Annotated in this window: 20 protein-coding genes; 17 read left to right on the forward strand and 3 right to left on the reverse strand. The window is 72.1% G+C overall.

The window, feature by feature from the left end; translation table 11 throughout:
- From JG540_RS04860 to JG540_RS04920, 13 genes are all read left to right on the forward strand, one after another.
- Complete coding sequence (locus JG540_RS04860; RefSeq protein ID WP_200277703.1) at positions 1-624, forward strand: hypothetical protein; 624 nt, start codon at positions 1-3, stop codon at positions 622-624.
- The gene (locus tag JG540_RS04865; protein ID WP_234042918.1) at positions 621-1,838 is read left to right on the forward strand and encodes a PrsW family intramembrane metalloprotease; all 1,218 of its coding nucleotides are present in this window, start codon (positions 621-623) and stop codon (positions 1,836-1,838) included. The genes JG540_RS04860 and JG540_RS04865 overlap by 4 nt, the downstream gene beginning before the upstream one ends.
- Before the next feature lies 1 nt (position 1,839).
- Positions 1,840-2,463 carry an NUDIX hydrolase gene (locus JG540_RS04870; protein WP_200277705.1) on the forward strand — a complete coding sequence of 208 codons (624 nt, stop codon included), beginning with the start codon at positions 1,840-1,842 and terminating at the stop codon, positions 2,461-2,463.
- A 166-nt stretch (positions 2,464-2,629) separates the two neighbouring features.
- Positions 2,630-3,394 (forward strand): YebC/PmpR family DNA-binding transcriptional regulator, encoded by a 765-nt coding sequence (locus JG540_RS04875; protein WP_200277707.1) that lies wholly within the window; start codon positions 2,630-2,632, stop codon positions 3,392-3,394.
- A gap of 102 nt (positions 3,395-3,496) precedes the next feature.
- Complete coding sequence (locus tag JG540_RS04880) at positions 3,497-4,075, forward strand: crossover junction endodeoxyribonuclease RuvC (protein WP_234042971.1); 579 nt, start codon at positions 3,497-3,499, stop codon at positions 4,073-4,075.
- A 143-nt stretch (positions 4,076-4,218) separates the two neighbouring features.
- Entirely contained in the window at positions 4,219-4,842 is a 624-nt protein-coding gene (gene ruvA, locus JG540_RS04885) for a Holliday junction branch migration protein RuvA (RefSeq protein ID WP_200277709.1), read from the forward strand.
- Positions 4,835-5,872 carry a Holliday junction branch migration DNA helicase RuvB gene (ruvB, locus tag JG540_RS04890; protein ID WP_200277711.1) on the forward strand — a complete coding sequence of 346 codons (1,038 nt, stop codon included), beginning with the start codon at positions 4,835-4,837 and terminating at the stop codon, positions 5,870-5,872. Before ruvA ends, ruvB begins: the two co-directional genes overlap by 8 nt.
- A gap of 186 nt (positions 5,873-6,058) precedes the next feature.
- Entirely contained in the window at positions 6,059-6,415 is a 357-nt protein-coding gene (locus JG540_RS04895) for a preprotein translocase subunit YajC (RefSeq protein ID WP_325133434.1), read from the forward strand.
- A gap of 36 nt (positions 6,416-6,451) precedes the next feature.
- A complete protein-coding gene (secD, locus tag JG540_RS04900; RefSeq protein WP_200277713.1) occupies positions 6,452-8,491 on the forward strand; it encodes a protein translocase subunit SecD in 2,040 nt (679 codons plus the stop codon).
- A complete protein-coding gene (secF, locus tag JG540_RS04905) occupies positions 8,488-9,591 on the forward strand; it encodes a protein translocase subunit SecF (RefSeq protein ID WP_200277715.1) in 1,104 nt (367 codons plus the stop codon). The genes secD and secF overlap by 4 nt, the downstream gene beginning before the upstream one ends.
- Positions 9,588-10,136: an adenine phosphoribosyltransferase gene (locus JG540_RS04910; protein WP_200277716.1), complete on the forward strand. Its 549-nt coding sequence runs from the start codon at positions 9,588-9,590 to the stop codon at positions 10,134-10,136. The genes secF and JG540_RS04910 overlap by 4 nt, the downstream gene beginning before the upstream one ends.
- A gap of 129 nt (positions 10,137-10,265) precedes the next feature.
- Positions 10,266-12,596 (forward strand): RelA/SpoT family protein, encoded by a 2,331-nt coding sequence (locus tag JG540_RS04915; protein ID WP_200277718.1) that lies wholly within the window; start codon positions 10,266-10,268, stop codon positions 12,594-12,596.
- Between the two features lie 49 nt (positions 12,597-12,645).
- Positions 12,646-13,233 carry a hypothetical protein gene (locus JG540_RS04920; protein ID WP_200277720.1) on the forward strand — a complete coding sequence of 196 codons (588 nt, stop codon included), beginning with the start codon at positions 12,646-12,648 and terminating at the stop codon, positions 13,231-13,233.
- A 96-nt stretch (positions 13,234-13,329) separates the two neighbouring features.
- Here JG540_RS04920 and JG540_RS04925 read toward each other — a convergent pair whose 3' ends face one another.
- Together JG540_RS04925 and JG540_RS04930 are read right to left on the reverse strand one after the other, a co-directional pair.
- Complete coding sequence (locus JG540_RS04925; RefSeq protein ID WP_200277722.1) at positions 13,330-14,988, reverse strand: DUF349 domain-containing protein; 1,659 nt, start codon at positions 14,986-14,988, stop codon at positions 13,330-13,332.
- A 232-nt stretch (positions 14,989-15,220) separates the two neighbouring features.
- On the reverse strand, positions 15,221-15,841 hold the full coding sequence (locus JG540_RS04930) for a class I SAM-dependent methyltransferase (protein ID WP_200277724.1): 621 nt from the start codon (positions 15,839-15,841) through the stop codon (positions 15,221-15,223).
- Positions 15,842-15,946: 105 nt separating this feature from the next.
- Here JG540_RS04930 and JG540_RS04935 point away from each other — a divergent pair, with 105 nt between their 5' ends.
- From JG540_RS04935 to JG540_RS04950, 4 genes are all read left to right on the forward strand, one after another.
- Entirely contained in the window at positions 15,947-16,747 is an 801-nt protein-coding gene (locus JG540_RS04935) for an MBL fold metallo-hydrolase (RefSeq protein ID WP_200277726.1), read from the forward strand.
- Between the two features lie 183 nt (positions 16,748-16,930).
- Positions 16,931-18,328 (forward strand): histidine--tRNA ligase, encoded by a 1,398-nt coding sequence (gene hisS, locus JG540_RS04940; RefSeq protein ID WP_200277727.1) that lies wholly within the window; start codon positions 16,931-16,933, stop codon positions 18,326-18,328.
- A gap of 36 nt (positions 18,329-18,364) precedes the next feature.
- Positions 18,365-20,113, forward strand: a complete 1,749-nt coding sequence (locus JG540_RS04945) for a dynamin family protein (protein WP_200277738.1) — start codon at positions 18,365-18,367, stop codon at positions 20,111-20,113.
- On the forward strand, positions 20,110-21,840 hold the full coding sequence (locus JG540_RS04950; protein ID WP_200277747.1) for a GTPase: 1,731 nt from the start codon (positions 20,110-20,112) through the stop codon (positions 21,838-21,840). The genes JG540_RS04945 and JG540_RS04950 overlap by 4 nt, the downstream gene beginning before the upstream one ends.
- A 95-nt stretch (positions 21,841-21,935) precedes the next feature.
- Here the strand turns inward: JG540_RS04950 and JG540_RS04955 are convergent, their stop codons facing one another.
- Entirely contained in the window at positions 21,936-24,581 is a 2,646-nt protein-coding gene (locus JG540_RS04955; protein ID WP_200277749.1) for a DEAD/DEAH box helicase, read from the reverse strand.
- Between the last annotated feature and the right edge of the window lie 275 nt (positions 24,582-24,856).

Raw genomic sequence — 24,856 nt, forward strand, 5'->3', positions numbered from 1 at the left:
ATGCTCTCCACAACCGCTGCCGTAGTCCTCGCCGTGGTGCTGGCGCTGTCCCTGCTGGGCTGGCTGCTGTACGCCAAGGCCCTGCGGGTAGACCGCCTGCACCGCCAGGTCCTGGGGGCCCGGGCCACCCTGGAGGCCCAGCTGGTGCACCGCGCCCAGGCCGCCCTGGACCTGGTGGGGGCCGGGGTCCTGGACCCGGCCTCCGGCCTGCTGCTGGCGGAGGCCGCCCGCGAGGCGCTGTCCTGCGAGGCGCCCGTGGTCGACGACGGGCTGGACCCGGAGCCGCGCGCCGCCAGCGGCCCCGCGGGCCAGGACCGCAGCCGGGCCCAGGTAGAGTCCGACCTGTCCCGGGTGCTGCGCACCGTGGTGGACGCCGAGACCCGCGCCGAGCTGGCCGGGGACCTGGTGGCGGAGGCCGCCCTGGCCAACCTGGACCGCAGCTGCTACCGGCTGATGCTGGCCCGCCGCTTCCACGACACGCACGTGTCTGAGACCATACGGATCCGCGCGGACTGGGACGTGCGCCTGCTGCACCTGGCTGGCCACGCCCCGAGCCCCGGCACCTTCGACGTCGACGACGAGACCGCCCCCAGCTGCGTCCCTGCGCCTGAGGAGAGACCATGAGCATGTTGAGACCTGGAGACGGCTGGGCGCCCCGGCCCGGATACACCCCCAAGGGACAGGCCCTGGGGCTGGCTACCGCGCAGGCGGAGCGCATCAGCTACGAGAGCTCAGTGTCCTGGATACAGCCCGGGGCCATCGCCCAGTCCCGGCGCAGCGACTACGCCCGCTACGGACTGACCCTGCTCGGGGGCGCTGGCCTGCTGGGGGTGCTGTGGCTCATCGCCTCCCAGGCAGGTGGGGCGCTGGGGCTGCTGCTGCCCACCCTGCTGGCCCTGATCCCCCTGGCCGTGGTGCTGGGCTCCGTGATCTGGGTGGACCGCTGGGAGCCGGAGCCCTTCGGGCTGCTGCTGACCGCCTTCCTGTGGGGGGCCGGGGTCAGCACGGTGGTCTCGATCGTGGTCAACACCACCGCCTCCGCCTTGGCCTACGGGGCCACCGGCGACCCTTTCGACGCCCAGTCCTTCTCCGCCGTGATCTCCGCCCCCGTGATCGAGGAGGCCACCAAGGGCCTGGGGGTGCTGCTGATCTTCCTGATCTGGCGGCGCAACTTTGACGGCCCGGTGGACGGGGTGGTCTACGCGGCGGTGACCGCGGCGGGCTTTGCTTTTGCGGAGAACATCCTGTACTTCGTCAGGTACCAGGACACGATCCTGCTGACCTTCGTGCTGCGCGGGGTGGCCTCGCCCTTCGCGCACATCATGTTCACCGCCAGCACCGGCCTGGCCCTAGGGGTTAGCGCCACCATGCGCTCCCGCCAGGCCTGGGTGTGGATGACCCCCCTGGGGCTGGCCGGGGCGATAGGCATGCACGCCTTCTGGAACGGGGTGGTCTCCTCCAACCCGCTGTCCACCTACTTCTTCGTGGAGGTGCCGCTGTTCTTCGGCTTCGTGGGCCTGGTGGTGGGCCTGCGCGCCGCGGAGCGCAAGACCCTGCGGCTGCGCCTGCTGGACTACGCCGGCTCTGGCTGGTTCGTGCCGGCTGAGATCGATATGCTCTCCACCTTCAGCGGCAGGAGGTTGGCCCGCACCTGGGCCAACAGGCTGGGGCCACGCCAGGGGCAGGCGATGCAGGACTTCCAGAAGGCCGCCTCCGAGCTGGCCAACCTGCGCCGTCGGGCCATGCAGGGACACGCTGAGGCCAGCTTCCAGCAACAAGAGCGCGCCCTGCTGGACCGGGTGGTCTACGCCCGCCAGGTCTACCAGGGACGGGCCTGAGATGACCTGTGGAGCCGTTCCGGGGAGGGTGCCCGACAACTGGCGCGAGCTCCTGGATCCCCAGGAGTGGCGGCTGAACCATGAGGGCCTGCCCGCGCGGGAGGCCGCCCGGGTCATCGCCCTGCGCACCGTCCCGGAGCCCGCGATCCTGCTGGTGGAGGGCCACGACTTCGGCGACGCCGCCCACTGCTGGGCCTTCACCCCTGGTGGGGGCCTGCTGCCCGGAGAGAGCCCCCTGGAAGGGGCCCGCCGGGAGCTGTTAGAGGAGACGGGCCTGGGCCTGCGCCCGGAGCAGCTGCACGGTCCGGTGCTGGAGCGCTCCTCACGCTTCGAGTTCAACCTGGTCACCTGCCGGCAGAACGAGCTCTACTACCTGGTGCGCCTGGAGGGCCAGGACGTGCGGCAGGCGGACGAGCTCCAGGGGGAGGACGGCCAGCTGGACCGCTCGGGGTGGACCGCCCAGGAGCGGGAGGTGCTGGACTCCCTGCGCTGGTGGAGCCTGGAGGAGCTGGACGCCGCCGTGGCCACCGGGCTGACCGTCTACCCCCGGAACCTGCCTGCCCTGGCCCGCCAGCTGCTGGAGGGCTGGGACGGGCGGCTGCACCGGATGGTGGAGGAGGACTGAGACGTGTCCAGGCTCTCGCGGCCCGGCGGGGCCCAGGCGGCTGCGGTTCTAGCCTGGGCGGAGCCGGGCGTTAGGATTGCCGAGGTTTTCCGTCAGCCGGGCCCGGCCGACGGTGGCAGCGAGGCGTCCCGGGCGGGCGCAAGACGATCTAGAGCCAGGAGGACATATGTCGGGGCACTCTAAGTGGGCCACCACCAAGCACAAGAAGGCCGCGATCGACGCCAAGCGGGGCAAGCTCTTTGCGCGCCTGATCAAGAACATCGAGGTCGCGGCCCGCACCGGCGGCGGCGACCCGGCTGGCAACCCGACCCTGTTCGACGCGATCCAGAAGGCCAAGAAGAACTCCGTCCCGGCCGACAACATCACCCGTGCCGTCAAGCGTGGCTCCGGCGAGGAGGCCGGTGGCGCCGACTGGCAGACCATCATGTACGAGGGCTACGGGCCAGCCGGGGTGGCCTTCCTGGTGGAGTGCCTGACCGACAACCGCAACCGGGCGGCCTCTGACGTGCGGGTGGCCTTCACGCGCACCGGCGGCAACCTGGCCGACCCCGGCTCGGTGGCCTACAACTTCAGCCGCAAGGGCATCGTGGAGATCGCCAAGGCGGAGGGCATTGACGAGGACACCATCCTGATGGCGGTCCTGGAGGCGGGCGCCGAGGAGGTCGTGGAGGGCCCGGAGTCCTTCGAGGTCATCTGCGAGCCCACGGACCTGGTGGCGGTGCGCCAGGCCGTCACCGAGGCCGGTATGGAGTACGAGTCGGCCGAGTCCCAGTTCGTGGCCGCCACCAAGGTGGAGGTGGACCTGGAGGGCGCCAGGAAGGTCATGCGCCTGATCGACGCCCTGGAGGACCTGGACGACGTGCAGAACGTCTTCACCTCCGTGGAAGTCTCCGCCGAGGTCGCCGCTGCCCTGGAGTCCGAGGAGGACTGAGCCTGCCGGGTCGCTGCCGTGCCAGCCTCTAGCCGTGTGTCCGTGAGCCGGCTGCGGGTCCTGGGAGTGGACCCCGGCCTGACCCGCTGCGGCCTGGGCTGCGTGGACATCGACTCCCGGCGCCGGGCGCGCCTGGTGGAGGTCGGGGTGGTGCGCACCGCGCCGCACACCAGCCCAGAGCTGCGCCTGCTGGCCGTGGCCGAGGCCCTGGAGGACTGGATCGCCCGCCTGGGGCCCAACGCTGTCTCGGTGGAGCGGGTCTTCGCGCAGGACAACCTGCGCTCGGTGATCGGCGTGGCCCAGGTGATGGGCGTGGTGATGGTGGCCGGGGCCCGGGCGGGCCTGGAGGTCGCCCAGCACACCCCCTCCGAGGCCAAGGCCGCCGTGACCGGCTCCGGCACCGCGGGCAAGGCCCAGGTGCAGGCCATGGTCCAGCGGATCCTGGGCCTGACGGAGCCGCCCCGGCCTGCCGACGCCGCTGACGCCCTGGCGCAGGCCATCTGCCACGGCTGGCGGGGCGGGGGCACCGGCGCGGACGGGATCACGGAGATGGTCTCAGCCGGAGGGGCCGTGCGCGCGAGCGCCCGCACCCCCGCCCAGCAGCAGTGGGCGGCCGCCCAGGCCGCCGCCCGCCGCACCGGCGCCGTGGACCCGCGCCGTCTCCGCCGTCGTAGCCCCTGAGCCTGCTACAGTTCGCACATATGTTCGACTAGGGTGGTGCCTGGTGGGGCTGGCGCCGGTCCCAGTAGCGGCTGGCCCAGGCGGGTCCTGCCCGCAGGTACCGGCAGGCACTGGCAGTCACAACTGGAAGGCTAAGGACACCCATGATCTCCTCACTGCGTGGCAAGGTGCTGGACCTCAGCCTCAGCGCCGCCGTCATCGAGGTCGGTGGTGTGGGGCTGCGGGTCCTGGCCACCCCCACCACCCTGGCGGGCTTGCAGGTGGGGCAGGAGGCCCAGGTCTACACCGAGCTGATCGTCCGGGAGGACTCCCTGACCCTCTACGGCTTCGCTGAGGTAGATGAGCGTGACTGCTTCCAGGTGCTGCTCGGGGCCAAGGGCGTGGGGGCCAAGCTGGCCCTGGCGATGCTGGCGGTCCACACCCCGGACTCGCTGCGCCGGATCATCGCCAGCCAGGACGTGGCGGCACTCAAGCGCGTGCCGGGCCTGGGCCCCAAGGGGGCACAGCGGGTGATTATCGACGTCGGTGACAAGCTGGGGGCGGTGCGTGGCGGCGAGCTGCCCCCGGTGGTGCCCGCCGCCGACCAGGCTGCCGCGGGCAGCGCCAACCCCGACGTCGTCGCCGCCCTGGTGCAGCTGGGCTGGAGCGAGGCGGCAGCCACCCAGGCGGTGGCTGAGGTGGAGGGCACCGCGGAAGGCTCCACCCTGGGCGTGCCCGAGCTCCTGCGCGCCGCACTGCGCCTGCTAGGAGGGGGCCGACGTGGCTGAGTGGGAGCAGGCTCCGGCGCGGGTGGTGGGCCCCGGCGCTGACGAGGCGGAGAGGGCCTCGGAGGCGGCGCTGCGCCCCAAGCGCCTCGAGGACTTCATCGGCCAGGAGGTGGTGCGCGGCCAGCTCTCCGTGGTGCTGCGGGCGGCCATCGCGCGGGGGGCCACCCCTGACCACGTGCTGCTGTCCGGCCCGCCCGGCCTGGGCAAGACCACCCTGGCCATGATCATCGCCGCGGAGGTGGAGGGCTCCCTGCGCCTGACCAGCGGCCCGGCGATCCAGCACGCCGGGGACCTGGCCGCCATCCTCTCCTCCCTGGAGGGGGGCGACGTCCTGTTCATCGACGAGATCCACCGGCTGGCCCGCACCGCGGAGGAGATGCTCTACCTGGCCATGGAGGACTACCGGGTGGACATCGTGGTCGGTAAGGGACCGGGCGCCACCTCTATCCCCCTGACCCTGCCGCCCTTCACCGTGGTGGGGGCAACCACCCGGGCGGGCCTGCTGCCTGCACCGCTGCGCGACCGCTTCGGCTTCACCGGCCACCTGGACTACTACGGTCCTGGTGAGCTCACCCGGATCCTGAGCCGCTCGGCCGGGCTGCTGGGGGTGGGGCTGGAGCCGCAGGCCGCCCAGGAGCTGGCCCGCCGCTCCCGGGGCACGCCCCGCATAGCCAACCGGCTGCTGCGGCGCGTCCAGGACTGGGCACAGGTCCACGGGGCCCCCGGAAGGCTGGACCTGGCCGCCACCCAGGGGGCGCTGGAGGTCTTTGAGGTGGACGCCCTGGGGCTGGACCGGCTGGACCGGCTGGTCCTGGAGGCCCTGTGCACCCGCTTCGGAGGTGGTCCGGTGGGGCTGACCACCTTGGCCGTGAGCGTGGGGGAGGAGCCGGAGACGGTGGAGACGGTGGCTGAGCCCTACCTGGTGCGTGAGGGGCTGGTGGTGCGCACCCCCCGGGGCCGGGCCGCCTCCCCCGCTGCCTACGCCCACCTGGGGCTGGAGGCCCCCCGCGAGGGGATGCTCTTCGGCTGAGCGCCCGCCCGGTGCGCTGTGCCGGTGCGTGCAGACGCTGCGGGCGGTCCCGCCGGTAGCCGCGCCAGGACACGGTGGGATGTGGTTTGCCTTACGTGTGCACCTGAAAACGGGCGTGGTAGCAGTAGCGGCCCCAAGGTGGCCTAGACTCCAACCGTCACGTTCCCAACCAGAGGTGTGCCCAAAATGGATCCCACGCTTATCGTCATGCTAGTCGTCATGGGTGGTGGTTTCTTCCTCATGACCCGTATGGCCAAGCGCCAGCAGGAGAAGATGCAGGCAGAGCAGGACCGGCGCCTGCAGGAGGCGCTGGTGCCCGGCACCTGGGTGCGCACCCACTCCGGCTTCTACGGCAAGCTGGTCGAGGTCGACGGCGACGTCGTCACCCTCGCCACGCCCTTGGGAGACGAGACGCTGTGGCACAAGCGGGCGCTCCTCGGCGCCGAGCAGCCACCTTTTGCCGCCGCTGAGGAGGAGGAGACGAGCAGCCTGGAGCAGGCTGACGTCCCCAAAGACACTGAGGCCGACGAGCCGCAGGCCTGACCGGCCCGGCCCGCAAGAGAACCAGGAAGGGACTCCGTGTCCACCAAACAGTTGAAGTACCCGGGCCGTGTGATCACGGCCCTGCTGATCGTGGTCGCCCTGGCCTACGGGCTCCTGGCCTACGGGAGCAGCACCAGCCGCACCTCCTTCACCCCGGGCCTAGCCCTGGACCTGGAGGGGGGCACCCAGATCATCCTGACGCCCACCACCACCGACGGCTCGGAGATCTCCGAGAAGGACGTGGACCAGGCCATCAGCATCATCCGCCAGCGCGTGGACGCCTCCGGTGTGGCCGAGGCCCAGATCTCCCGGCAGGGCGGGCAGAACATCGTCGTCTCCCTGCCCGGCAGGCCGAGCCCGGAGACCCTGGAGCTGGTGCGCACCTCCGCCGTCCTGTACTTCCGCCCCGTGCTGCGTATCCTGCACGGCTCGGCCGTCCAGGTGGCGGAGGCCCAGAACCAGCTCGCCGCCCAGGCCGCCTCCGCTGCTGCCAGCGCCCCGGCCACGGAGAGTGCCGCTCAGCCCACCGAGGCTCCCAGCCCGGAGGCCACGTCCGAGGCCAGCCCGGAGGCCGCTGCGGAGGCGGAGGCCACGGAACAGCCTGCTGAGCAGGCCACGGAGCAGGCGGTGGACCCGGCCGCTACGCCGTCCGTCCCCACCGAGGTACCCACCCTCACGGCGGAGCAGGTCGCCACCCAGTACGCGGACGCCGACGGCGACGGGCAGGTCACGGACACGCCGCTGCCCGCCACCAGCCAGGACAGCTCCTCTGACGCCGCCCTGACCGAGCAGCTGCTCTACGACGCCTACATGATGGACTGCACGGCGGAGGAGAACCTCAAGGGCGGGACCCAGGACCCGACCAAGGCGGTGATCTCCTGCGACAAGGAGGGCACCGGCACCACCTACGTGCTGGGGCCGGCCGACATCGCGGGCACCGAGATCAAGAACGCCCAGTCCGGCCTGGAGACCACCAGCCAGGGCCAGACCACCAACAAGTGGGTCGTGAACCTGGAGTTCAACGACCAGGGCACCCAGACCTTCGCGGAGGTCTCCCAGCGGTTGGTCGCCTTCCGGGAGCAGGCCAAGGTCGAGAACCAGTCCGCCCAGGGCCAGCCCCAGGCCGTCCCGCCAAGCCACAGCAGTGAGAAGGCCCAGTTCGCCATCGTCCTGGACGGTCTGACCATCATGGCCTCCGGCTTCGCCGAGGGGGTCACCACCGGCATCACCGACGGGCGCGTGCAGATCTCTGGCGGGTTCAAGCAGGTCGGGGCCAACAACCTGGCCAACCAGCTGTCCTTCGGCTCCCTGCCCCTGACCTTCACGGTCCAGTCGGAGCAGCAGATCTCCGCCACCCTGGGCACCGAGCAGCTGCGCAACGGCCTGATCGCCGGGCTGATCGGCTTCCTGCTGATCATTGTCTACCTGGCCTGGCAGTACCGGGGCCTGGCGGTCGTGGCCGTGGCCTCCTTGCTGGTGGCCGCCCTGATCACCTACGTGGTGATCGCGCTGCTGAGCTGGTCGATCGGCTACCGCCTGTCCCTGGCGGGCGTGGCGGGCCTGATCGTGTCAATCGGTATCACCATGGACTCCTTCATCATCTACTTCGAGCGCATCCGTGACGAGGTGCGCCACGGCCGCACGCTGCGGGCCTCCGTGGACGAGGGCTGGCGCCACGCGCGCCAGACCATCGTGGTCTCCGACTCGGTCAACCTGGTGGCCGCCGTCGTGCTGTACTTCCTGGCCGTCGGTGGGGTGCAGGGCTTCGCCTTCACCCTGGGGGTCACCACCGTGGTGGACCTGCTGGTCATCTTCATGTTCACCCACCCGATGATGGTCTTCATCCTGCGCTTCGCCTTCTTCGGGGAGGGGCACCGCCTCTCCGGCCTGGACCCGGAGCGCCTGGGGGCGGACAGCCTTGCGGCCTACGGCAAGGGCCGCCAGGCCGTGGCTGAGGCGGTTACCGGCTCCTTGGCCCGCCGCAAGGCGCAGGAGCGCCGGGCCGCCGTGCGCGCGGCAGGGGACGACGCCTTAGAGGCCGGTTCCGCCAACGGAAAGGACGGTGCACAGGCATGAAGTCACTGGCAGCGCTCGGAAACGAGCTCTACTCCGGCAAGACCTCGATCCCCTTCGTCGCTAAGAGGCGGATCTGGTACACCGTGGCCTCATTGGTGGTGCTAGGCTCCTTCGCCCTGCTGGGCCTGGTGGGCCTGAACCCCGGTATCGACTTCAAGGGCGGCTCGGAGGTCACCGTCACCGGCATCGCGAACCCTTCTGAGGGACCCGCCAACCAGGTCATCTCCAAGGGCGGCTACTCGGCTGGCTCCTCCGTGACCACCATGGGATCCTCCTCGGTGCGGGTGCAGACCAGCTCCCTGGAGAAGCCCCAGCTGGACCAGCTCTCTGAGGAGCTGGCCACCGCCTACGGCGTCACCCCCGCCGAGATCTCCGCCACCACGATCGGCCCGACCTGGTCAGGGGACGTCACCAGCAAGGCCGTGCGCGGCCTGGTGATCTTCTTCCTGCTGGTCGGCGGCCTGATCTGGGCCTACTTCCGCACCTGGAAGATGGCGGCCGCCGCCCTGCTGGCCCTGTGCCACGACGTGGTGATCACCATGGGCGTGTACGTGGTCTCCGGCTTTGAGGTCACCCCCGCCACCGTAATCGGCGTGCTGACCATCCTGGGCTACTCGCTGTACGACACGGTGGTGGTCTTTGACAAGATCCGGGAGAACACGTCTGGCTTCCAGGCCCAGAGCCGCTCCACCTACGCAGAGCTGGCCAACCTGGCGGTCAACCAGACCTTCGTCCGCTCCATCAACACCTCCGTGGTGGGTGTGCTGCCGGTCGCCTCGCTGCTGTTCGTCGGGGCCATCATCCTGGGGGCGGGTACCCTGCGGGACATCGCCCTGACCATGTTCATCGGTATGATTGCCGGGACGTTGTCCTCCGTGTTCCTGGCCACCCCGCTGCTGGTGGACCTGCGCTCCCGTGAGAAGGTCATCACCGAGCAGGCCGCGCAGGTGGCCGGGGCCCGGGCCCGGAGGATTGCCGAGCTGGACGGCGACCAGGAGGCTGTGGCGGCCCTGGCTGCGGCCCCCGCCGCCGCTCCACTGCGACCCGGCCACCACCTGGGCGTCTCTGCCCAGCCCAAGCGGAAGAAGAAGCGCTCATGAGCCAAGCCCCCCGTAGGCTGCCTGCCCGGTTGACCCAGCTGTTGCTGGCCAACATCCGGGAGATCCCCGACTTCCCCGAGCCGGGGGTGCTGTTCCGGGACATCACCCCGCTGCTGGCCAACGGCCCGGCCTTCGCCTCCCTGATCGAGGGCCTGGCGGAGTGCTACCAGGGGCGTATCGACGCCGTCGCCGGCCTGGAGTCGCGCGGCTTCATCCTGGCCGCCCCCCTGGCGGTACGGCTGGGCATCGGCATGCTGACCATCCGCAAGGGCGGTAAGCTGCCGGGCCCGGTGATTGGTGAGGACTACTCCCTGGAGTACGGCACTGCCCGCATGGAGCTGCGCCCCGACTCGGTCAGTCCCGGTTCCCGGGTGCTGGTGATCGACGACGTGCTGGCCACCGGGGGCACCGCCCGCGCCTCCATAGACCTGATCGAGCAGGCCGGGGCTCAGGTGGCTGCAGTATGCATGCTGCTGGAGCTCCAGGAGCTCGGTGGACGCGCCCGCCTTGGTGACGTAGAGGTCGACTGCGTCGTCTCCTACTGAGCCCTGCCCGGCTCCTGCTCCGGGGCGCCCTGCCTGAGTTGCGCCCCGGAGCAGCATCTTTCCTGGAAGACACCGGCTGGTGGGTTCCGGCTCGGGTACATCAGGCAGGCCGGGCTATATGATGCGGGAATGACGGACTCCACGAGCACCACCGGCACCGCCGAGACAGTCGTTCCTGGGTCCAGGGTGCGCAGCCGCCTGGCCTGGTTCGGCTCCCGCGGGCACTCCACGCCTCCGGCTATCGAGCCGCTGCTGCGGGCCGTGCGGGCCAACCACCCCAAGGCCGACACCAGCCTGATCGTGCGCGCCTACGAGGTGGCCAGCACCGCCCACGAGGGGCAGATGCGCAAGTCCGGCGAGCCCTATATCACCCACCCGGTGGCGGTGGCCACGATCCTGGCCGAGCTGGGCATGACCTCCCAGACCCTGGCAGCCGCCCTGCTGCACGACACCGTGGAGGACACCAGCTACTCCCTGGACCGGCTGCGGGCCGACTTCGGGGAGGAGATCGCCCTGCTGGTAGACGGCGTGACCAAGCTGGACAAGCTCCAGTACGGTGACGCCGCCCAGGCCGAGACCGTGCGCAAGATGATCGTGGCCATGTCCAAGGACATCCGGGTGCTGGTCATCAAGCTGGGGGACCGGCTGCACAATGCCCGCACCTGGAAGTACGTCTCCGCCCAGAACGCCGCCCGCAAGGCCAAGGAGACCCTGGAGATCTACGCCCCTCTGGCCCACCGCCTGGGCATGAACACCATCAAGTGGGAGCTGGAGGACCGCTCCTTCAAGGCGCTCTACCCCGGCGTCTACGCCGAGATCGAGCACATGGTGGCGGAGCGGGCACCCGCCCGGGAGGAGTACCTGCGCCAGGTGCGCCTGCAGATCGAGGAGGACCTGCGGGTCAACAAGATCAAGGGCACGGTCACCGGCCGGCCTAAGCACTACTACTCCATCTACCAGAAGATGATCGTGCGGGGGAAGGACTTCGACGACATCTACGACCTGGTGGCCGTGCGGGTCATTGTGGACACGATCCAGGACTGCTACGCCGTGCTCGGTTCCCTGCACTCCCGCTGGACCCCAATGAGCGGACGCTTCAAGGACTACATCGCCGTCCCGAAGTTCAACCTGTACCAGTCCCTGCACACCACCGTGGTCGGTCCGGGCGGAAAGCCCGTGGAGATCCAGATCCGCACCCACGAGATGCACCGTCGGGCCGAGTACGGGGTAGCCGCCCACTGGAAGTACAAGGCCGACCCCAACGCCTCCGGGCCCTCGCCACTGGGCCAGGGCACCGGGAAGGCGGACAAGGCCGAGCTCGGCTGGCTGCGCCAGCTGGTGGACTGGCAGCGGGAGACCCAGGACCCGGCCGAGTTCCTGGAGTCCCTGCGCTTCGAGATGACCGGCACGCAGATCTACGTGTTCACCCCCAAGGGCGACGTCATGGTGCTGCCCTCCGGCGCGACCCCGGTGGACTTCGCCTACGCCGTGCACACCGAGGTGGGGCACCGCACCGTGGGGGCGCGGGTAAACGGCCGCCTGGTGCCCCTGGACTCCCACCTGGAGACCGGCGACTCCGTGGAGGTCTTCACCTCCAAGTCGGTGTCCGCGGCCCCCTCACGGGACTGGCTGTCCTTCGTCAGCTCCCCGCGGGCCCGCAACAAGATCCGCCAGTGGTTCTCCAAGGAGCGGCGGGAGGAGGCCATTGAGGAGGGCAAGGCCCAGATCGCGCGTGCCATGCGCAAGAAGGACCTGCCTATCCAGCGCCTGATGAGCCACGAGACCCTGATGAACGTGGCCAAGACCCTGGACAAGGGGGATATCGACGGCCTGTACGCGGCCGTGGGGGAGGGGCACGTCTCCGCCCAGCACGTGGTTCAGACCCTGGTGGCCACCATGGGTGGCGAGGCCGGGGCCGAGGAGACCCTGGCGGAGGCGGTCCTGCCCACCTTCACCCCCAGCAGCCGGCACGCTGCGCGCAGCGGCGACAGCGGCGTCGTGGTGGAGGGCATGAACGCCGGAGACCTCTACGTAAAGCTGGCCCGCTGCTGCACCCCTATGCCGGGGGACCCGATCGTCGGCTTCGTCACCCGGGGCTCGGGCATCTCCGTGCACCGCACCGACTGCCAGAACGTGGAGCAGCTGCAGGCCGAGCCGGAGCGCATGATCGCCGTGCACTGGGCCGACCACGCCCAGGCCGCCTACCTGGTACAGATCGAGGTGGAGGCCCTGGACCGTGGCGGCCTGCTGGCGGACATCACCCGGGTCATGGCGGACAACCACGTGAACATGGTCAGTGCCAATATCGGCACCAGCCGGGACCGGGTGGTGGTGGGCCGTTTCGTGGTGGAGCTGGCCGAGCCCGGGCACCTGGACCACACCCTGGCGAACCTGCGCCGTATCGACGGCGTCTTTGAGGCCCACCGCGCCTCCACCACCTCACGCAAGCAGCGTTCCTGAGCTGTCCACAGGCCCCCTACGGCGCGCGCCCACCTGCCACGATGTAGTGGTGAGCACACGACGACGCCCCCAGTTCTCCAGCGCGGCCCTGGCCTGGCTGGAGCCCCGGCCGCTGGAGCCGGTGGTGGAGCAGCTGTCTGACCAGGAGCTGGCGCTGCTGCGCTGCCGGGGCCTGGACGAGCGGCTGTGCGCCCAGGTGCTGGGCAAGATGGTGCCCCGGGACCTGCTGTCCAGCCCCGCTGGCCGGGCCCGCTGCCTGTGGCCGCGCCTGCCAACGGGGGCCACCGTCTACGGCGCCAGCGCCCTGTGGGTGCACACAGGGCAGGCACCGCCCCAGGTCCTGGAGGCCATCTGGCCAGGACACACCGGGCGCCGCCGCGACCTGCTGGTGCACCAGGGGCGGCTGCCGGAGAGCGATACCGTGCGGCTGGGGAAGGTGCCCTGCTGCACCCTGGCCCGGGCGGCGGTGGACGTGGCCCGCCTGGGACCACCGGCCCGGGCGGTGGCGGCGCTGCTGGCGGCCCAGGCGGCCGGGGTGGGGGCGCGGGAGCTTTACAACTGTGCCAGCCACTGCGTGGGGGCGCAGGTGAGTGGGCGCGACCGGGTGGAGCACCTGGTGCACCAGCTGTACCGGTAGCGGGCCACGGTTCGGCTACCGGGGCGGCAAGACGCTGCGCCGCCACCCCGGTGAGGTGACGGCGCAGCGTACCCGCCGGTCGGGGCGGGCGGGGGGTCAGGCGCGAGCGGACTGGCGCACCTGCTCCAGCCAGGCACGGCGCGCGGTCAGGGCCGCCTCCGCCTCCGCGATCTTCTTGGTGTTGCCAGCGGCCTGGGCGGCGGCCAGGTCCTTCTCCAGGCCGGCGATGGAGTCCTCCAGCTGTCCGGCCAGCCCCTCCGCCCGGGCCTTGGTCTCCGGGTCGGTGCGGCGCCACTCGGCGTTCTCGGCCTCACGGATGGCGTCCTCGACGGCCCGCATCCGGCCCTCGATCCGGCGCACCGCCGCCCGCGGGACCCGGCCCGCCTCCTCCCAGGCGTCCTGGATGGGGCGCATGGCCTTCTTGGCAGCCTTGACGTCCTTGATGGGCAGCAGGGCCTCCGCCTTGGCGACCAGCGCCTCCTTGACCTTCAGGTTCTCAGCGAACTCGGCGTCGGTGGCCTCGTCCTTGGCGCGGCGGGCGTCGAAGAACACCTGCTGGGCCGCCCGGAAGCGGGCCCACAGGGCGTCGTCCTCCTTGCGGGAGGCGCGTCCGGCCTTCTTCCACTCCTCCATCAGGTCGCGGTACCTGGCGGAGGTGGTGCCCCAGTCGGTGGAGGAGGAGAGCTCCTCGGCCCGGCGGATCAGGGCCTCCTTGGCGGCCTTGACCTGAGCCTGCTTGGAGTCCAGCTCGGAGAAGAACTGGCGGCGGTGGCGGTCAAAGGTGGTGCGGGCGTGGGAGAAGCGCTTCCACAGGCCGTCCTCAGTGGGGCGGTCCAGGCGCGGTCCACGACGCTGGGCCTCCTTCCAGCGCTCCAGCAGGTCCCGCAGCTCGGCCCCGGAGGTCTTCCACTGGGTGCGGGCCGGGTCCTGCTCGCTGATGGCCTCCGCCCGCTCGACGATAGCGGTGCGGTCCTTGAGGGCCTGCTCCTTGGCGGCGGCACGCTCGGCGGAGACCGCCTCCCGGCGCTCAGCGGCGACCTCCCGCAGGGCGGTGAAACGGGCGCGCAGGCCGTCCAGGTCACCCACGGCGGCCGGAGCGACCAGGGACTCCTCAATGGACTTCACCGTGGTGTCGATCTCGCGGACGCTCAGCTGCGGCAGGCGGGTGGCGAACAGGTCGATGGTGGCCTTCAGGTCCAGGAAGCGGCGCACGTAGAAGGCCAGGGCCTCAGCCACCGGCGCGTCGGGGAACTGCCCGACCTCGCGCTCCTCACCGTTGTCCTGCACGTAGACCTTGCCCTCACCGTCCACCCGGCCCCACTTGGCGGCCGCCATGGCCTCCTCCGGGTCGATGGCGGGCTCCACCGGGGTCGGCACGGCGCTGGGGGTAGGCACCGGGGCCTTCTCGCCGGCGGGGGCAGCGGGCTGCGCGGCCTCGGCGTCTGCGGCAGCCGGGGCGCTGGGGCCGTCAGCCGACTCTGGCGCCAGCGGCTCCTGCACGGCGGTCGGGCCGGTGGGAGGCTCCTGTGGAGCGGCGTCGGAAGGAGCGGGGGCGGGCGCCTCAGCGGCTGGCTCCGTGGCGGGTTCACCAGCGGGGGACTGGTCTGCGGCGTCTGGGGTGCTTACCGGCTCCGCGGCCTGTGCCGTGGGCTCCGGGCTGGTCTGCTCGGTCAGGGTGTCCGTGGGGGTGGTGGTGCTGGCTGCGTCCTCATTGAGGGTACGAGCCTCAGGGGTGTGCTGCGACTGCTCAGACACTGTGTGCTCCTTCGAGGTTGACGGGGTTGGCGCCGACGCGCTTTCCGTTCTCGCCCAGCCTGCTGGCCGGGTGGTGGGTGGCCCCCGCCGGAAGGCGGAGGTGGGCGTCAGTCTACGTGCTACACGGCACCAAGGCAGCCGTCAGCCAGCCGGTCCTCGCTGGGCAGTGCCGCTCGTGACCTGGTCCTGGCAGCAGTCCGGGCAGGCTGTCGGCTGGCAGGCTGCCCGGGCCTCAGCCCACGGCCACCAGCCGTAGCCAGCCCTTGCGCTCGTGGCGCTCAGCGCTCACCCGGCGGAAGCCGATGCGCTGGCACAGGGCGATCAGCGCGTCAGTGTCCGGCAGCAGCGGGCCCTGCCCGGTCTCCGCCAGGGCCGTCCCGGTGGCAAGCGTGCGCTCGTTGGCAATGACCAGCCGGCCACCCTTGCCCAGGACCCTACGGGCCTCCCGCAGGCCGGTGGCCAGGCTGGGCCAGCCCTGGACGACCTCGAAGGCCGTCACCACGTCAAAGCTGCGGGAGCGGAAGGGCAGCATCTCCACCGTGCCCTCCGCCAGCCGCAGGCGCCCGGAGCGGAGGGCCGCACGGTTCAGGGTCCGGGTCAGCTCTCGCGCAGCCGGGCTGCTGTCAAAGGCCGTGACCTGGGCGCTGGTGAGCCTGAGGATACGCCGCACCGCCCCGGCCCCACCGAAACCGAGGTTCAGCAGCCGGTCGGTGGGCTCTACGGCAGCAGCCTCCAGCGCCCACTGCTGCAGCCGCCCCTGGCTGAGACTGAGCACCGGCAGGCTCAGGCCCCGGCTGGCAGGCGCGACGAAGGGAAGGTCGAAGCCTCTGGTGGAGGACAGCGCGATCGTCATGCCGCCATCGTGACCAGGGTTATGGTCCCAGAACAGTGCCGTTAACACATGGTTCGGTACCTGTGACCCAAACGTTGCCCGGGCTGGCACCGGTAGGCTGGCCCCATGATCCTTGAGCGCACGGTCGCCGCCGTATTCGGAGCCAACTGCTACGTCCTGGCCGCCGGGCCCGGCCAGCCTGCCCTCGTCGTCGACCCCGGTGCCGGGGCGGCCCGCGGTGCCCTGGCGCTGCTGCGCTCCAACCAGCTGAGCCTGGGGGCGGTGCTGCTCACCCACGGGCACGCCGACCACGTCTGGGACGCCCAGCGCCTCATCGACGTCGCGGTCGGCTCCCGCCTGGTCCCTGGCAGCAGCCGCGTGCCGGTGTACATCCCGGAGCCGGACCTCTACCGCCTGGAGGACCCGGACGCCACCACCGGCATCCGCGCCTCCGGCATGGGCTTCGCGGACATGGCGGGCACGCCCTGGCTACGGCCTGAGGACGTGCGCCCCTTCCCGGCGGAGGGCTTCGGGCAGGCGGTCGAGCTGGTGGCAGGCGTGGCCATCCAGGCGCTGGCCGCCCCCGGGCACTCCGAGGGCTCCACCATGTTCTTCCTCAACGCCCACCTGGGGGACAACCACCTGCTCTTCGAGGCCGAGGTCCTGGACGACCCCGCCAACGTCCCCGAGCGGGACTACCTGGTGAGCCTGTCCGGGGACGTGCTCTTCAAGGGCAGCGTGGGCCGCACCGACCTGCCCGGTGGGGACCAGTACCAGATGTGGGCCACCCTGCGGCTGCTGGCCTCCGTGGTGGACCCGGCCACGGTGCTGCTGCCCGGGCACGGGGCCGCGACCACCATGGAGCACGAGCACCACGGCAACCCCTACCTGGCTGAGGCCAAGGTGCGTGGCGGGGAGCGCGGCTGAGCGGCAGGCCCGCCAGCAGCCGCGGCCGCCCGACGCCGTCGCTGAGACCGGGGCGGGGTGGGCAGCTCCGGCAGAGCAGTCAACGACAACAGTGCAGGCAGTGGGGTCGGAGCGGGCAGCGTGGCCAGGGGCACGCCCCGATCTGTCTCCCAGCAGGTGGCCCGCTCGTGCCGACGTGACACAATGCGGCACATGGCACAGGCACGCATGGCTCAGTCCTCACTCTCCGGCTTCCCTGAGTGGCTCCCCGCAGGCCGTCTGGTGGAGCAGCACTTCATTGACACCCTGCGCCGCACCTTCGAGCTGCACGGCTTCAGCGGGATCGAGACGCGCGCCGTGGAGCCCCTGAGCCAGCTCACCAAGAAGGGGGAGACCTCCAAGGAGGTCTACCTGCTCTCCCGCCTGCAGGCCGACCCGAACGAGCCCGCCGAGACCGACCCGGGCAAGCAGCTGGGCCTGCACTTCGACCTGACCGTGCCCTTCACCCGCTACGTGGTGGACAACGCCGGCACACTCACCTTCCCCTTCAAGCGCTACCAGATCCAGAAGGTCTGGCGCGGCGAGAGGCCCCAGGAGGGGCGCTTCCGCGAGTTCTACCAGGTGGATATCGACGTCGTGGGCGACGGCGGGCTGCCGCTGCACTACGACGTGGAGGCGCCGCTCATCATGCACGAGGCCCTCTGCGCCCTGCCGGTGCCGCCTGTGACCATCCACGTGTCCAACCGCAAGGTCGCCCAGGGCTTCTACCAGGCCGTCGGGATCCCGGACGCACAGCTCGCCGAGGTGCTGCGGGCCGTGGACAAGCTGGACAAGACTGGCCCCCAGGCCGTCACCGCCGAGCTGGTGGACACGGTGGGCACCACCCCGGAGCAGGCAGCCGCCGCCCTGCGCCTGGCCACCATCCAGGGCACCGAGCCCCAGCAGGTGAGTGACGCCGTCCTGTCAGCCCTGGAAGGTGCCGAGCCCACCGAGCTGCTCCTCACCGGGCTGGACGAGCTCACCTACCTGATCGCCACGGCGGGCCGCCGTCGCCCCGGGGCCGTGGTCGCGGACCTCAAGATCGCCCGCGGCCTGGACTACTACACGGGCACCGTCTACGAGTCCTTCATGGCCGGGGCGCACGACCTGGGCAGCGTCTGCTCCGGGGGCCGCTACGACAACCTGGCCTCCAACGGCAGACGCACCTTCCCGGGCGTGGGTATCTCCATCGGCCTGTCCCGCCTGCTCTCGCGCGTGCTCGCCGACGGCGTCGTCGAAGTGAGCCGCGCGGTGCCCACCGCCGTGCTCGTGGCCGTCACGGACGAGGAGCACCGCTCCCAATCAGACGCCGTGGCCGACGCGCTGCGCGCCCGGGGGATCAGCGCCGAGACCGCCCCCACGGCGGCCAAGTTCGGTAAGCAGATAAGGTTCGCCGACAAGCGTGGTATCCCCTTCGTCTGGTTCCCCGGCCCGGAGGGCGCCGCAGACTCCGTCAAGGACATCCGCTCCGGCGAGCAGGTGGAGGCCGAGGCCGCTACCTGGACCCCCGCGGACCCCACCGACCTGGCACCCCGTCTGCGGGCCCGTCCCCAGACCCCCTGAGCCGCCGCGAGGCGCTGGACAAGAGCGAGATAGTACGTGAGCCCTGAGAAGCTTCCGGCGGCAGCCCACGCCGCCCAACAGGTGGCCGCCCTGCGTGACCTGCTGGCGGCCACCAGGCTGCCCTACGCCCTGCCCGCAGCCGCCCAGGCCAGAGCCAGTGCCCAGGCCGTGTCCGACCAGCTGACCAACTACGTGCTGCCCCGCCTGGACAGCCTGGACGCCCCCCTGCTGGCGGTGGTGGGCGGTTCCACCGGGGCAGGCAAGTCCACCCTGGTCTCCTCCCTGGTACGCGCGCACGTGGCTGCCTCCTCTGCGATCCGGCCCACCACCCGCCGGCCCCTGCTGCTCCACGCCCCGGACGACGCCCCCTGGTTCGACAACGACCGGGTGCTGGGATCCCTGGCGCGCGTCCGCGTGCCCGAGGGTGCCCCACCCACCCCGGCCGGGCAGGTCACGCCCCGGGAGGTGGAGCTGCGCCCCTGCTCCGCCCTGCCTGCTGGCCTGGCGCTGCTGGACGCCCCCGACGTCGACTCGGTGGTGGAGGAGAACCGGGCCCTGGCGGGCACGCTGCTGGCCAGTGCCGACATGTGGGTCTTCGTGACCACCGCCGCCCGCTACGCCGACGCCGTGCCCTGGGACCACCTGCGGGAGGCCGCCCGGCGCGACATCCTGGTGGCCGTCGTCCTGGACCGGGTGCCGCCCGGTGCGGGCCAGGAGGTGGAGGCGGACCTGCGGCGTCGTCTGGCGGAGGCGGGACTGGCCCAGGCCCCGGTGTTCCAGGTGGCGGAGAGCACCCTGGACACGCAGGGCTTCCTACCTGACCAGCTGGTGGCGCCCCTGCGCGGCTGGCTGCACCAGCTGGCTGCCGACGCCGCCGCCCGCCACGCCGTGGCCCGGCGCACCGCCCAGGGGGCGCTTACCGCCGCCCTGGCCAGCGCCCAGGAGGTAGCCGCCCAGGTCACGGAGCAGGACCGGGCCGCCGCTCACCTGGCCCACCTGGCCACCGAGTACCACCAGGAGGCGGGCCAGAGGCTGCAGACTGCCACGGCCGACGGCGCTATGCTGCGCGGCGAGGTGCTCGCCCGCTGGCAGGAGTACGTGGGCACCGGAGAGCTGCTGCGCGCCCTGGAGAGCCGGGTCGGCTGGCTGCGGGACCGCCTGGGCAACGCCCTGCGAGGCAGGCCAGCCCCCTCACAGGCCGTCAGCTCCGCCATCGAGGACCAGCTGGCCGCCCTGGTGGTGGCGGAGTGCCAGCGGGCGGCCCTGGAGACCGAGCGGGCCTGGCGGCGTGAGGCCACCGCACCCTACGCCCTGACCGTGGCCGTGTCCGGCCTGCCGGGTGCGCAGGCCCTCAGTGACAGCGCCGCGGAGCTGGTGCGCCAGTGGCAGGACGACGTGCTGGGCTTGGTGCGTGCAGAGGGCTCTGAGCGGCGCCTGACCGCGAGGATCCTGTCCTACGGCGTCAACGGCGTGGGCGTGGCCCTGATGGTCACCGTCTTCGCCTACACCGGTGGGCTCACCGGCGGGGAGGTGGGGATAGCGGGCGGTACCGCGGTCCTGGCCCAGAAGGTCCTGGAGGCGGTCTTCGGTGACCAGGCCATGCGTACCCTGGCGCAGCAGGCACGTAAGGACCTGCAGGCCCGCTGGAGCACGTTGCTGGAGCAGCAGCGCACGGTGTTCCAGGAGGCCCTGCCACCGGTGACGCCCAGCAGCGAGGAGATCTCCGCGGCCGTGGCGGCCGCGACCGCCGGCCTGGAGGCCCTGAGAGACTGGGAGGCGTCGTGACCGTACTGCCCGTGGGGTCGCCCTCGGGGGCGCGTCCCAGACCGGAGAGCGCCACGCTCCCCGCCCCGGCCACCGGCCTGGACCGGGCGCTGTGGCAGCTGGCCCGCGTCAGCGAGCTGGGCCAGGGCCTCCTGGAGGCGCCGCACCTGGAGGGCGCGCAGAGGATCACGCAGCGGGCGGGGCAGCGTCGGCGCCTGGCCCCGTCCCTGACCGTCACCGCCCTGCTCGGGGCCACCGGTTCCGGCAAGTCCTCCCTGCTCAACGCCCTGCTAGGCCAGCAGGTGGCGCGCACCGCCGTCACCCGGCCCACCACCACCGAGCCCCTGGCCGCCCTGCCGGTGACCTCAGGCATCCCCGTGCAGGAGGCTGCCGCCCTGCTGGACTGGCTGGAGGTGCATGAGCGCTCCGAGGTCCACGCCGCGCCCGCCGCCGCCCTGGGGGAGGGCACGGTGCTGCTGGACATGCCGGACATGGACTCAGACAGCCGCGGGCACCGGGCCGTCGTGGAGCGCATGGTCCAGCTGGTGGACGTGCTGGTGTGGGTGCTGGACCCCGAGAAGTACGCCGACGCCCTGGTGCACCAGGGCTTCCTGGCCCAGCTGCGGGAGCACGCCCGGGTCACCCTGGTGGTCCTGAACCAGGTGGACCGTCTCAGCCCCGCGGACCGGGAGCCGGTGCTGGCGGACCTGCGGCGCCTGCTGGTCAGCGAGGGCCTGGGCGAGGTGCCGCTGCTGGCGGTCAGTGCCCGCACCGGTGAGGGACTGGAGCGGCTGCGGGAGCAGATCGCCCAGGTGTCCCAGGCCCGTAAGGCCCGCGACGAGCGCCTGGCTGCCGACGTGCGCCACTGGGCGGTGCGCACCAGCCAGGAGCTGGGGCTGGACACGGTGTCGGTCAACCCGCAGGACCTGTCCTCGGAGGTGGCCACCGACCCCAGGTGGGACAGCCTGCGCCGGGCCGCCCGGGTGGCCGCTTCCGTGGACCTGGTAAGCCAGGCGGTGGGCGGGTCCTACCGCCGCAGCGCCCAGGCCCGGGTCGGCTGGATCCCGCTGCGCTGGCTGGCCCGGCTGCGGCAGGACCCGCTGCGCGCCCTGCACCTGCTCACGGACCTGCGGGCGGCTCGGTCCGCAGAGGCGGAGGGGAGCGACGGCGTCGTAGGCCGCTCCTCCCTGCCTGCTGCCTCGGCGGCTGCCGCCGGGGCCTTGCGTACCAGCGCCCACAACTGCGCCGCCGCAGCGGTGGCTCCCCTTCCAGCCAGCTGGGCCGCGGAGGCCGTGGCCCGTTCCGACCAGCGGGCCCTGACGCTGCCTGACGCCCTGGACCGCGCCGTGGTGCGCACCGACCTGGACAGCGGCAGGAGGCCCGGCTGGTGGGCAGCGGCCAACACCCTGCAGTGGCTCTGCCTGCTGACCGCGCTCACCGGGGGCCTTTGGCTGGGGGGCCTGCACCTGGTGCGCAGCTACCTGCTGATCGAGGTCGCGCCCCCTGTGCTGGGACGACTGCCCTACCCGACGCTGCTGCTGGGGACTGGGCTGCTGCTGGGGGCCGTACTGGCCCTGGGCGGCACCTGGCTGGCCCGGCTGGCCTCACGGCGCCTGTCCCGCCGGATCCGCTCCCGGCTGGGAGAGGCGGTGGACGGGGCCGTGGAGCAGACCGTGGTCATGCCGCTCCTGGAGGAGCTGCGGGCCTGGGACGAGCTGGTGCGCACCATCCGGGATCTGCGTAGCTGACAGTCCTGGCAGGCACAGGCGCGGGCCCCACCTTGGAAAACAGGTGGGGCCCGCGCGTGCTACGGCCTGCTAGCCCTTAGCGCAGGGGGAGCGGCTCACCAGCGGTCGCCGCGGCCCTGCCGGTTGCCGCCCGGGCGGCCAAAGCCCTTGCCGTCACCCCGCAAGCCCCGGCCGCCGTCACGACCGCCACGGAAGCCGCCCCGGCCGCCACCAAAGTCACGCCCACCGTCACGGCTCCCGCGGAAGCCACCGCGCTCGCCGCCGCCGTCACGGCCGCCGCGGAAGCCGCCGCGCTCGCCGCCGCGACCAGCGCGGAAGCCGCCCCGGCCGCCCTCACGATCCCCGCCGAAGCCACGCCCGCCGTCGCGCTCACCGCGGAAGCCACCACGGTCACCATCGCGCGCGCCGCCGAAGTCCCGGCCACCCCGGAAGCCGCCGCGCTCGCCGTCGCGACCAGCGCGGAAACCACCCCGGCCGCCACCAAAGTCACGGCCGCCGTCACGGCCGCCGCGCTCGCCGCCGAAGTCCCGGTCACCCCGGTTGCCGCGCCCGCCGTCGCGGCCGCCGCGGAAGCCGCCGCGCTCGCCGTCGCGCTCACCGCGGAAGCCACCCTGGCCGCGGGGCCGCCCAGCGCGCTCACCGGCGAACTGCGAGGGCGCGTTGTCCTCGTTGTCACCGCCGTGACCCGGACCCTGGTCCACCCGGATACGCAGCTCGCGGCCCCCGAAGGTGGCGTGGCGGAGCCGGTCCAGCTGCTCCTGGCTCAAGGGAGTGTGCACCTCCACCAGGGAGAAGGACTGCAGGATGTCGATGCGCCCGATCTCCGAGCCGGAGATACCCGCCTCGTTGGCGATGGCCCCCACGATCGCGCCCGGCAGCACCCGGTCGCGGTGCCCGACCTCCACCCGGTAGGTAGTGCCGGTGCCGTCCTCGTGGCGGCGGCCGCCCCGGGCCGCGCCCGGCTTGCCCTCAGGCCGCTCCCGCCGCTCCCGGCCCCCCTCGAAGGAGGCAGACACGAAGGTCCCCTCCGCGTCCACGGTCTCCTCCCGGCGCACCCGCTGACGCGGCTCGTCCTTGCGCTCCTCCCGGGTACGGGGGCCCTCGTCACCCACGGCCAGGGCCAGCAGGGTGGCGGCGATCTGGGAGACCTCCACCTCCAGCTCCTCGGCCTTGGCGGCCACCAGCTCGGTGTACATCTGCAGGCGGCCCCGCTCCAGGCGGGCGGTCACCCGCTCCAGCAGCTTGCGGGCCCGGTGCTGGGAGACGTCGGCGGGGGAGGGCAGGGTGATCTCCTCCAGCCGGGTGCCGGTCAGGCGCTCGATCTGGCGGAGCTTGCCCTTCTCCTTGGGGGTCAGGAAGGTCACGGCCTCTCCGTGGCGGCCCGCCCGGCCCGTGCGGCCGATACGGTGCACGTAGGCCTCCGCCTCCCGGGGCACGTCAAAGTTGACCACCAGGCCGATCCGGTCCACGTCCAGGCCGCGGGCGGCCACGTCGGTGGCCACCAGCACGTCCAGCGTACCCGCGCGCAGGCGCTCCACCAGGCGCTCGCGCTCCCGCTGGGGCACGTCCCCGGAGATGGCCGCGGCCTGGATGCCCCGCCCGGCCAGCTCGATAGCCACGTCCTCAGCGGTGGACTTGGTACGCACGAACACGATCGCGGCCTGGGCCTCCGTGACCGCCAGCACGCGGGAGACCGCGCCGATCTTGTGACGGAAGGGCACCACGGCATAGGTCTGGTGGACGGTGTCCACCGTGGAGGCCTGGCGGGAGACCTCCACGTGCACCGGGTCGGTCAGGTGCTGGCGGGCCACCGCCTGGATGGCCGGGGGCATGGTGGCGGAGAACAGGGCGGTGCGGCGCTCCTGCGGCAGGGAGGCGGCAATGGTCTCCACGTCCTCGGCGAATCCCATGCGCAGCATCTCGTCGGCCTCGTCCAGGACGAAGAAGCACACCTCGTCCAGGCTCAGAGCCCCCTTCTCGATCAGGTCGATCACACGGCCTGGCGTGCCCACGACCACCTGGGCACCAGCCTTCAGGGCCCCGATCTGGGGGCCGTAGGGGGCGCCGCCGTAGACGGCCACCACGTCCAGCCCGCGGGAGCGCTGGGCCATGTCCGTGATCGCCTCCGCGCTCTGCAGCGCCAGCTCGCGGGTGGGGGCGAGCACCAGGGCCTGCACGGCACCGTTGCGGGCCTCCACCGCGTCCAGCAGGGGCAGGCCGAAGGCCGCGGTCTTGCCGGTGCCGGTCTGGGCCACGCCGACGACGTCACGGCCGGAGACGAGCACCGGGATGGCCTCGCGCTGGATGGGGGTGGGGGTGGTGAAGCCCATGTCGGTCACGGCCCGCAGCAGGTCGGCGGGCAGGCCCAGGTCGGCGAAGGTCGGCTCGGCGGGCTGGGTGGGCTCGGGGGAGTCCTCCTCACCGTCGTCCAGGAAGGCGGCGTGGCCGTCCACGTCCTCCTCGTCGGTGTCCTCGTCGAGATCGTCGGCCTCCTCGGCCGGGTCCTCGTCCTCCGGGTCCATCTCGGGGGCGTTGGTCTCGACGTCGTCGGCCTCGTCCTCGTGCTCCAGGTCGGCGGGGTCGGCGGGGCTGTCGGCGGACTCAGGGGTGCTGAAGTCCTGGGGGGAGGCGGGGGTGGCGCCGAGCTCGGCGTTGAAGAGCTCGTCCAGGCTCAGGGGGGAGCCGTCGTGGGCGGCGGCCTGGCGCCCCGCCTGCTCGGACGCGTGTGCGGAGTTAGTCATATTCAGGTATTCCCGTTCTTGCCCCAGCACGTGGGTGGGGCTGCTCGCGGAGTGTGGGGGCGGGCCTCTCGCCCGCCGCTCTTGCCGCACCGGCCCCGCCACACTCCCGCCCGGGCTACCTTGGTGGGTGCGCGGGCTGTACGTACAGACTCACGGGTCCGGCCACAGACCTGGCCGGGACCCGAACGGGGTTCCTAGGACGCGGTTCGCTCCTGGTGGGAGCCTACGGGACGGCGGCATGCGGCAGGGCGCTGGCGCAACGCGTCACAGGTGAG

The sequence above is a fragment of the Actinomyces weissii genome (genome assembly GCF_016598775.1).
In the GTDB taxonomy this organism is placed as follows: Bacteria; Actinomycetota; Actinomycetes; order Actinomycetales; family Actinomycetaceae; genus Actinomyces; species Actinomyces weissii.

What these genes read in the sequence shown, in the direction of transcription:
- JG540_RS04875 (WP_200277707.1), top strand. Translation starts at nt 2,630, where the DNA reads ATGTCGGGGCACTCTAAGTGGGCCACCACCAAGCACAAGAAGGCCGCG.
- JG540_RS04935 (WP_200277726.1), top strand. Translation starts at nt 15,947, where the DNA reads ATGATCCTTGAGCGCACGGTCGCCGCCGTATTCGGAGCCAACTGCTAC.
- hisS (WP_200277727.1), top strand. Translation starts at nt 16,931, where the DNA reads ATGCGGCACATGGCACAGGCACGCATGGCTCAGTCCTCACTCTCCGGC.
- JG540_RS04870 (WP_200277705.1), top strand. Translation starts at nt 1,840, where the DNA reads ATGACCTGTGGAGCCGTTCCGGGGAGGGTGCCCGACAACTGGCGCGAG.
- JG540_RS04860 (WP_200277703.1), top strand. Translation starts at nt 1, where the DNA reads ATGCTCTCCACAACCGCTGCCGTAGTCCTCGCCGTGGTGCTGGCGCTG.
- secF (WP_200277715.1), top strand. Translation starts at nt 8,488, where the DNA reads ATGAAGTCACTGGCAGCGCTCGGAAACGAGCTCTACTCCGGCAAGACC.
- JG540_RS04895 (WP_325133434.1), top strand. Translation starts at nt 6,059, where the DNA reads ATGGATCCCACGCTTATCGTCATGCTAGTCGTCATGGGTGGTGGTTTC.
- JG540_RS04930 (WP_200277724.1), bottom strand. Translation starts at nt 15,841, where the DNA reads ATGACGATCGCGCTGTCCTCCACCAGAGGCTTCGACCTTCCCTTCGTC.
- ruvA (WP_200277709.1), top strand. Translation starts at nt 4,219, where the DNA reads ATGATCTCCTCACTGCGTGGCAAGGTGCTGGACCTCAGCCTCAGCGCC.
- JG540_RS04865 (WP_234042918.1), top strand. Translation starts at nt 621, where the DNA reads ATGAGCATGTTGAGACCTGGAGACGGCTGGGCGCCCCGGCCCGGATAC.
- JG540_RS04955 (WP_200277749.1), bottom strand. Translation starts at nt 24,581, where the DNA reads ATGACTAACTCCGCACACGCGTCCGAGCAGGCGGGGCGCCAGGCCGCC.
- JG540_RS04915 (WP_200277718.1), top strand. Translation starts at nt 10,266, where the DNA reads ATGACGGACTCCACGAGCACCACCGGCACCGCCGAGACAGTCGTTCCT.
- JG540_RS04910 (WP_200277716.1), top strand. Translation starts at nt 9,588, where the DNA reads ATGAGCCAAGCCCCCCGTAGGCTGCCTGCCCGGTTGACCCAGCTGTTG.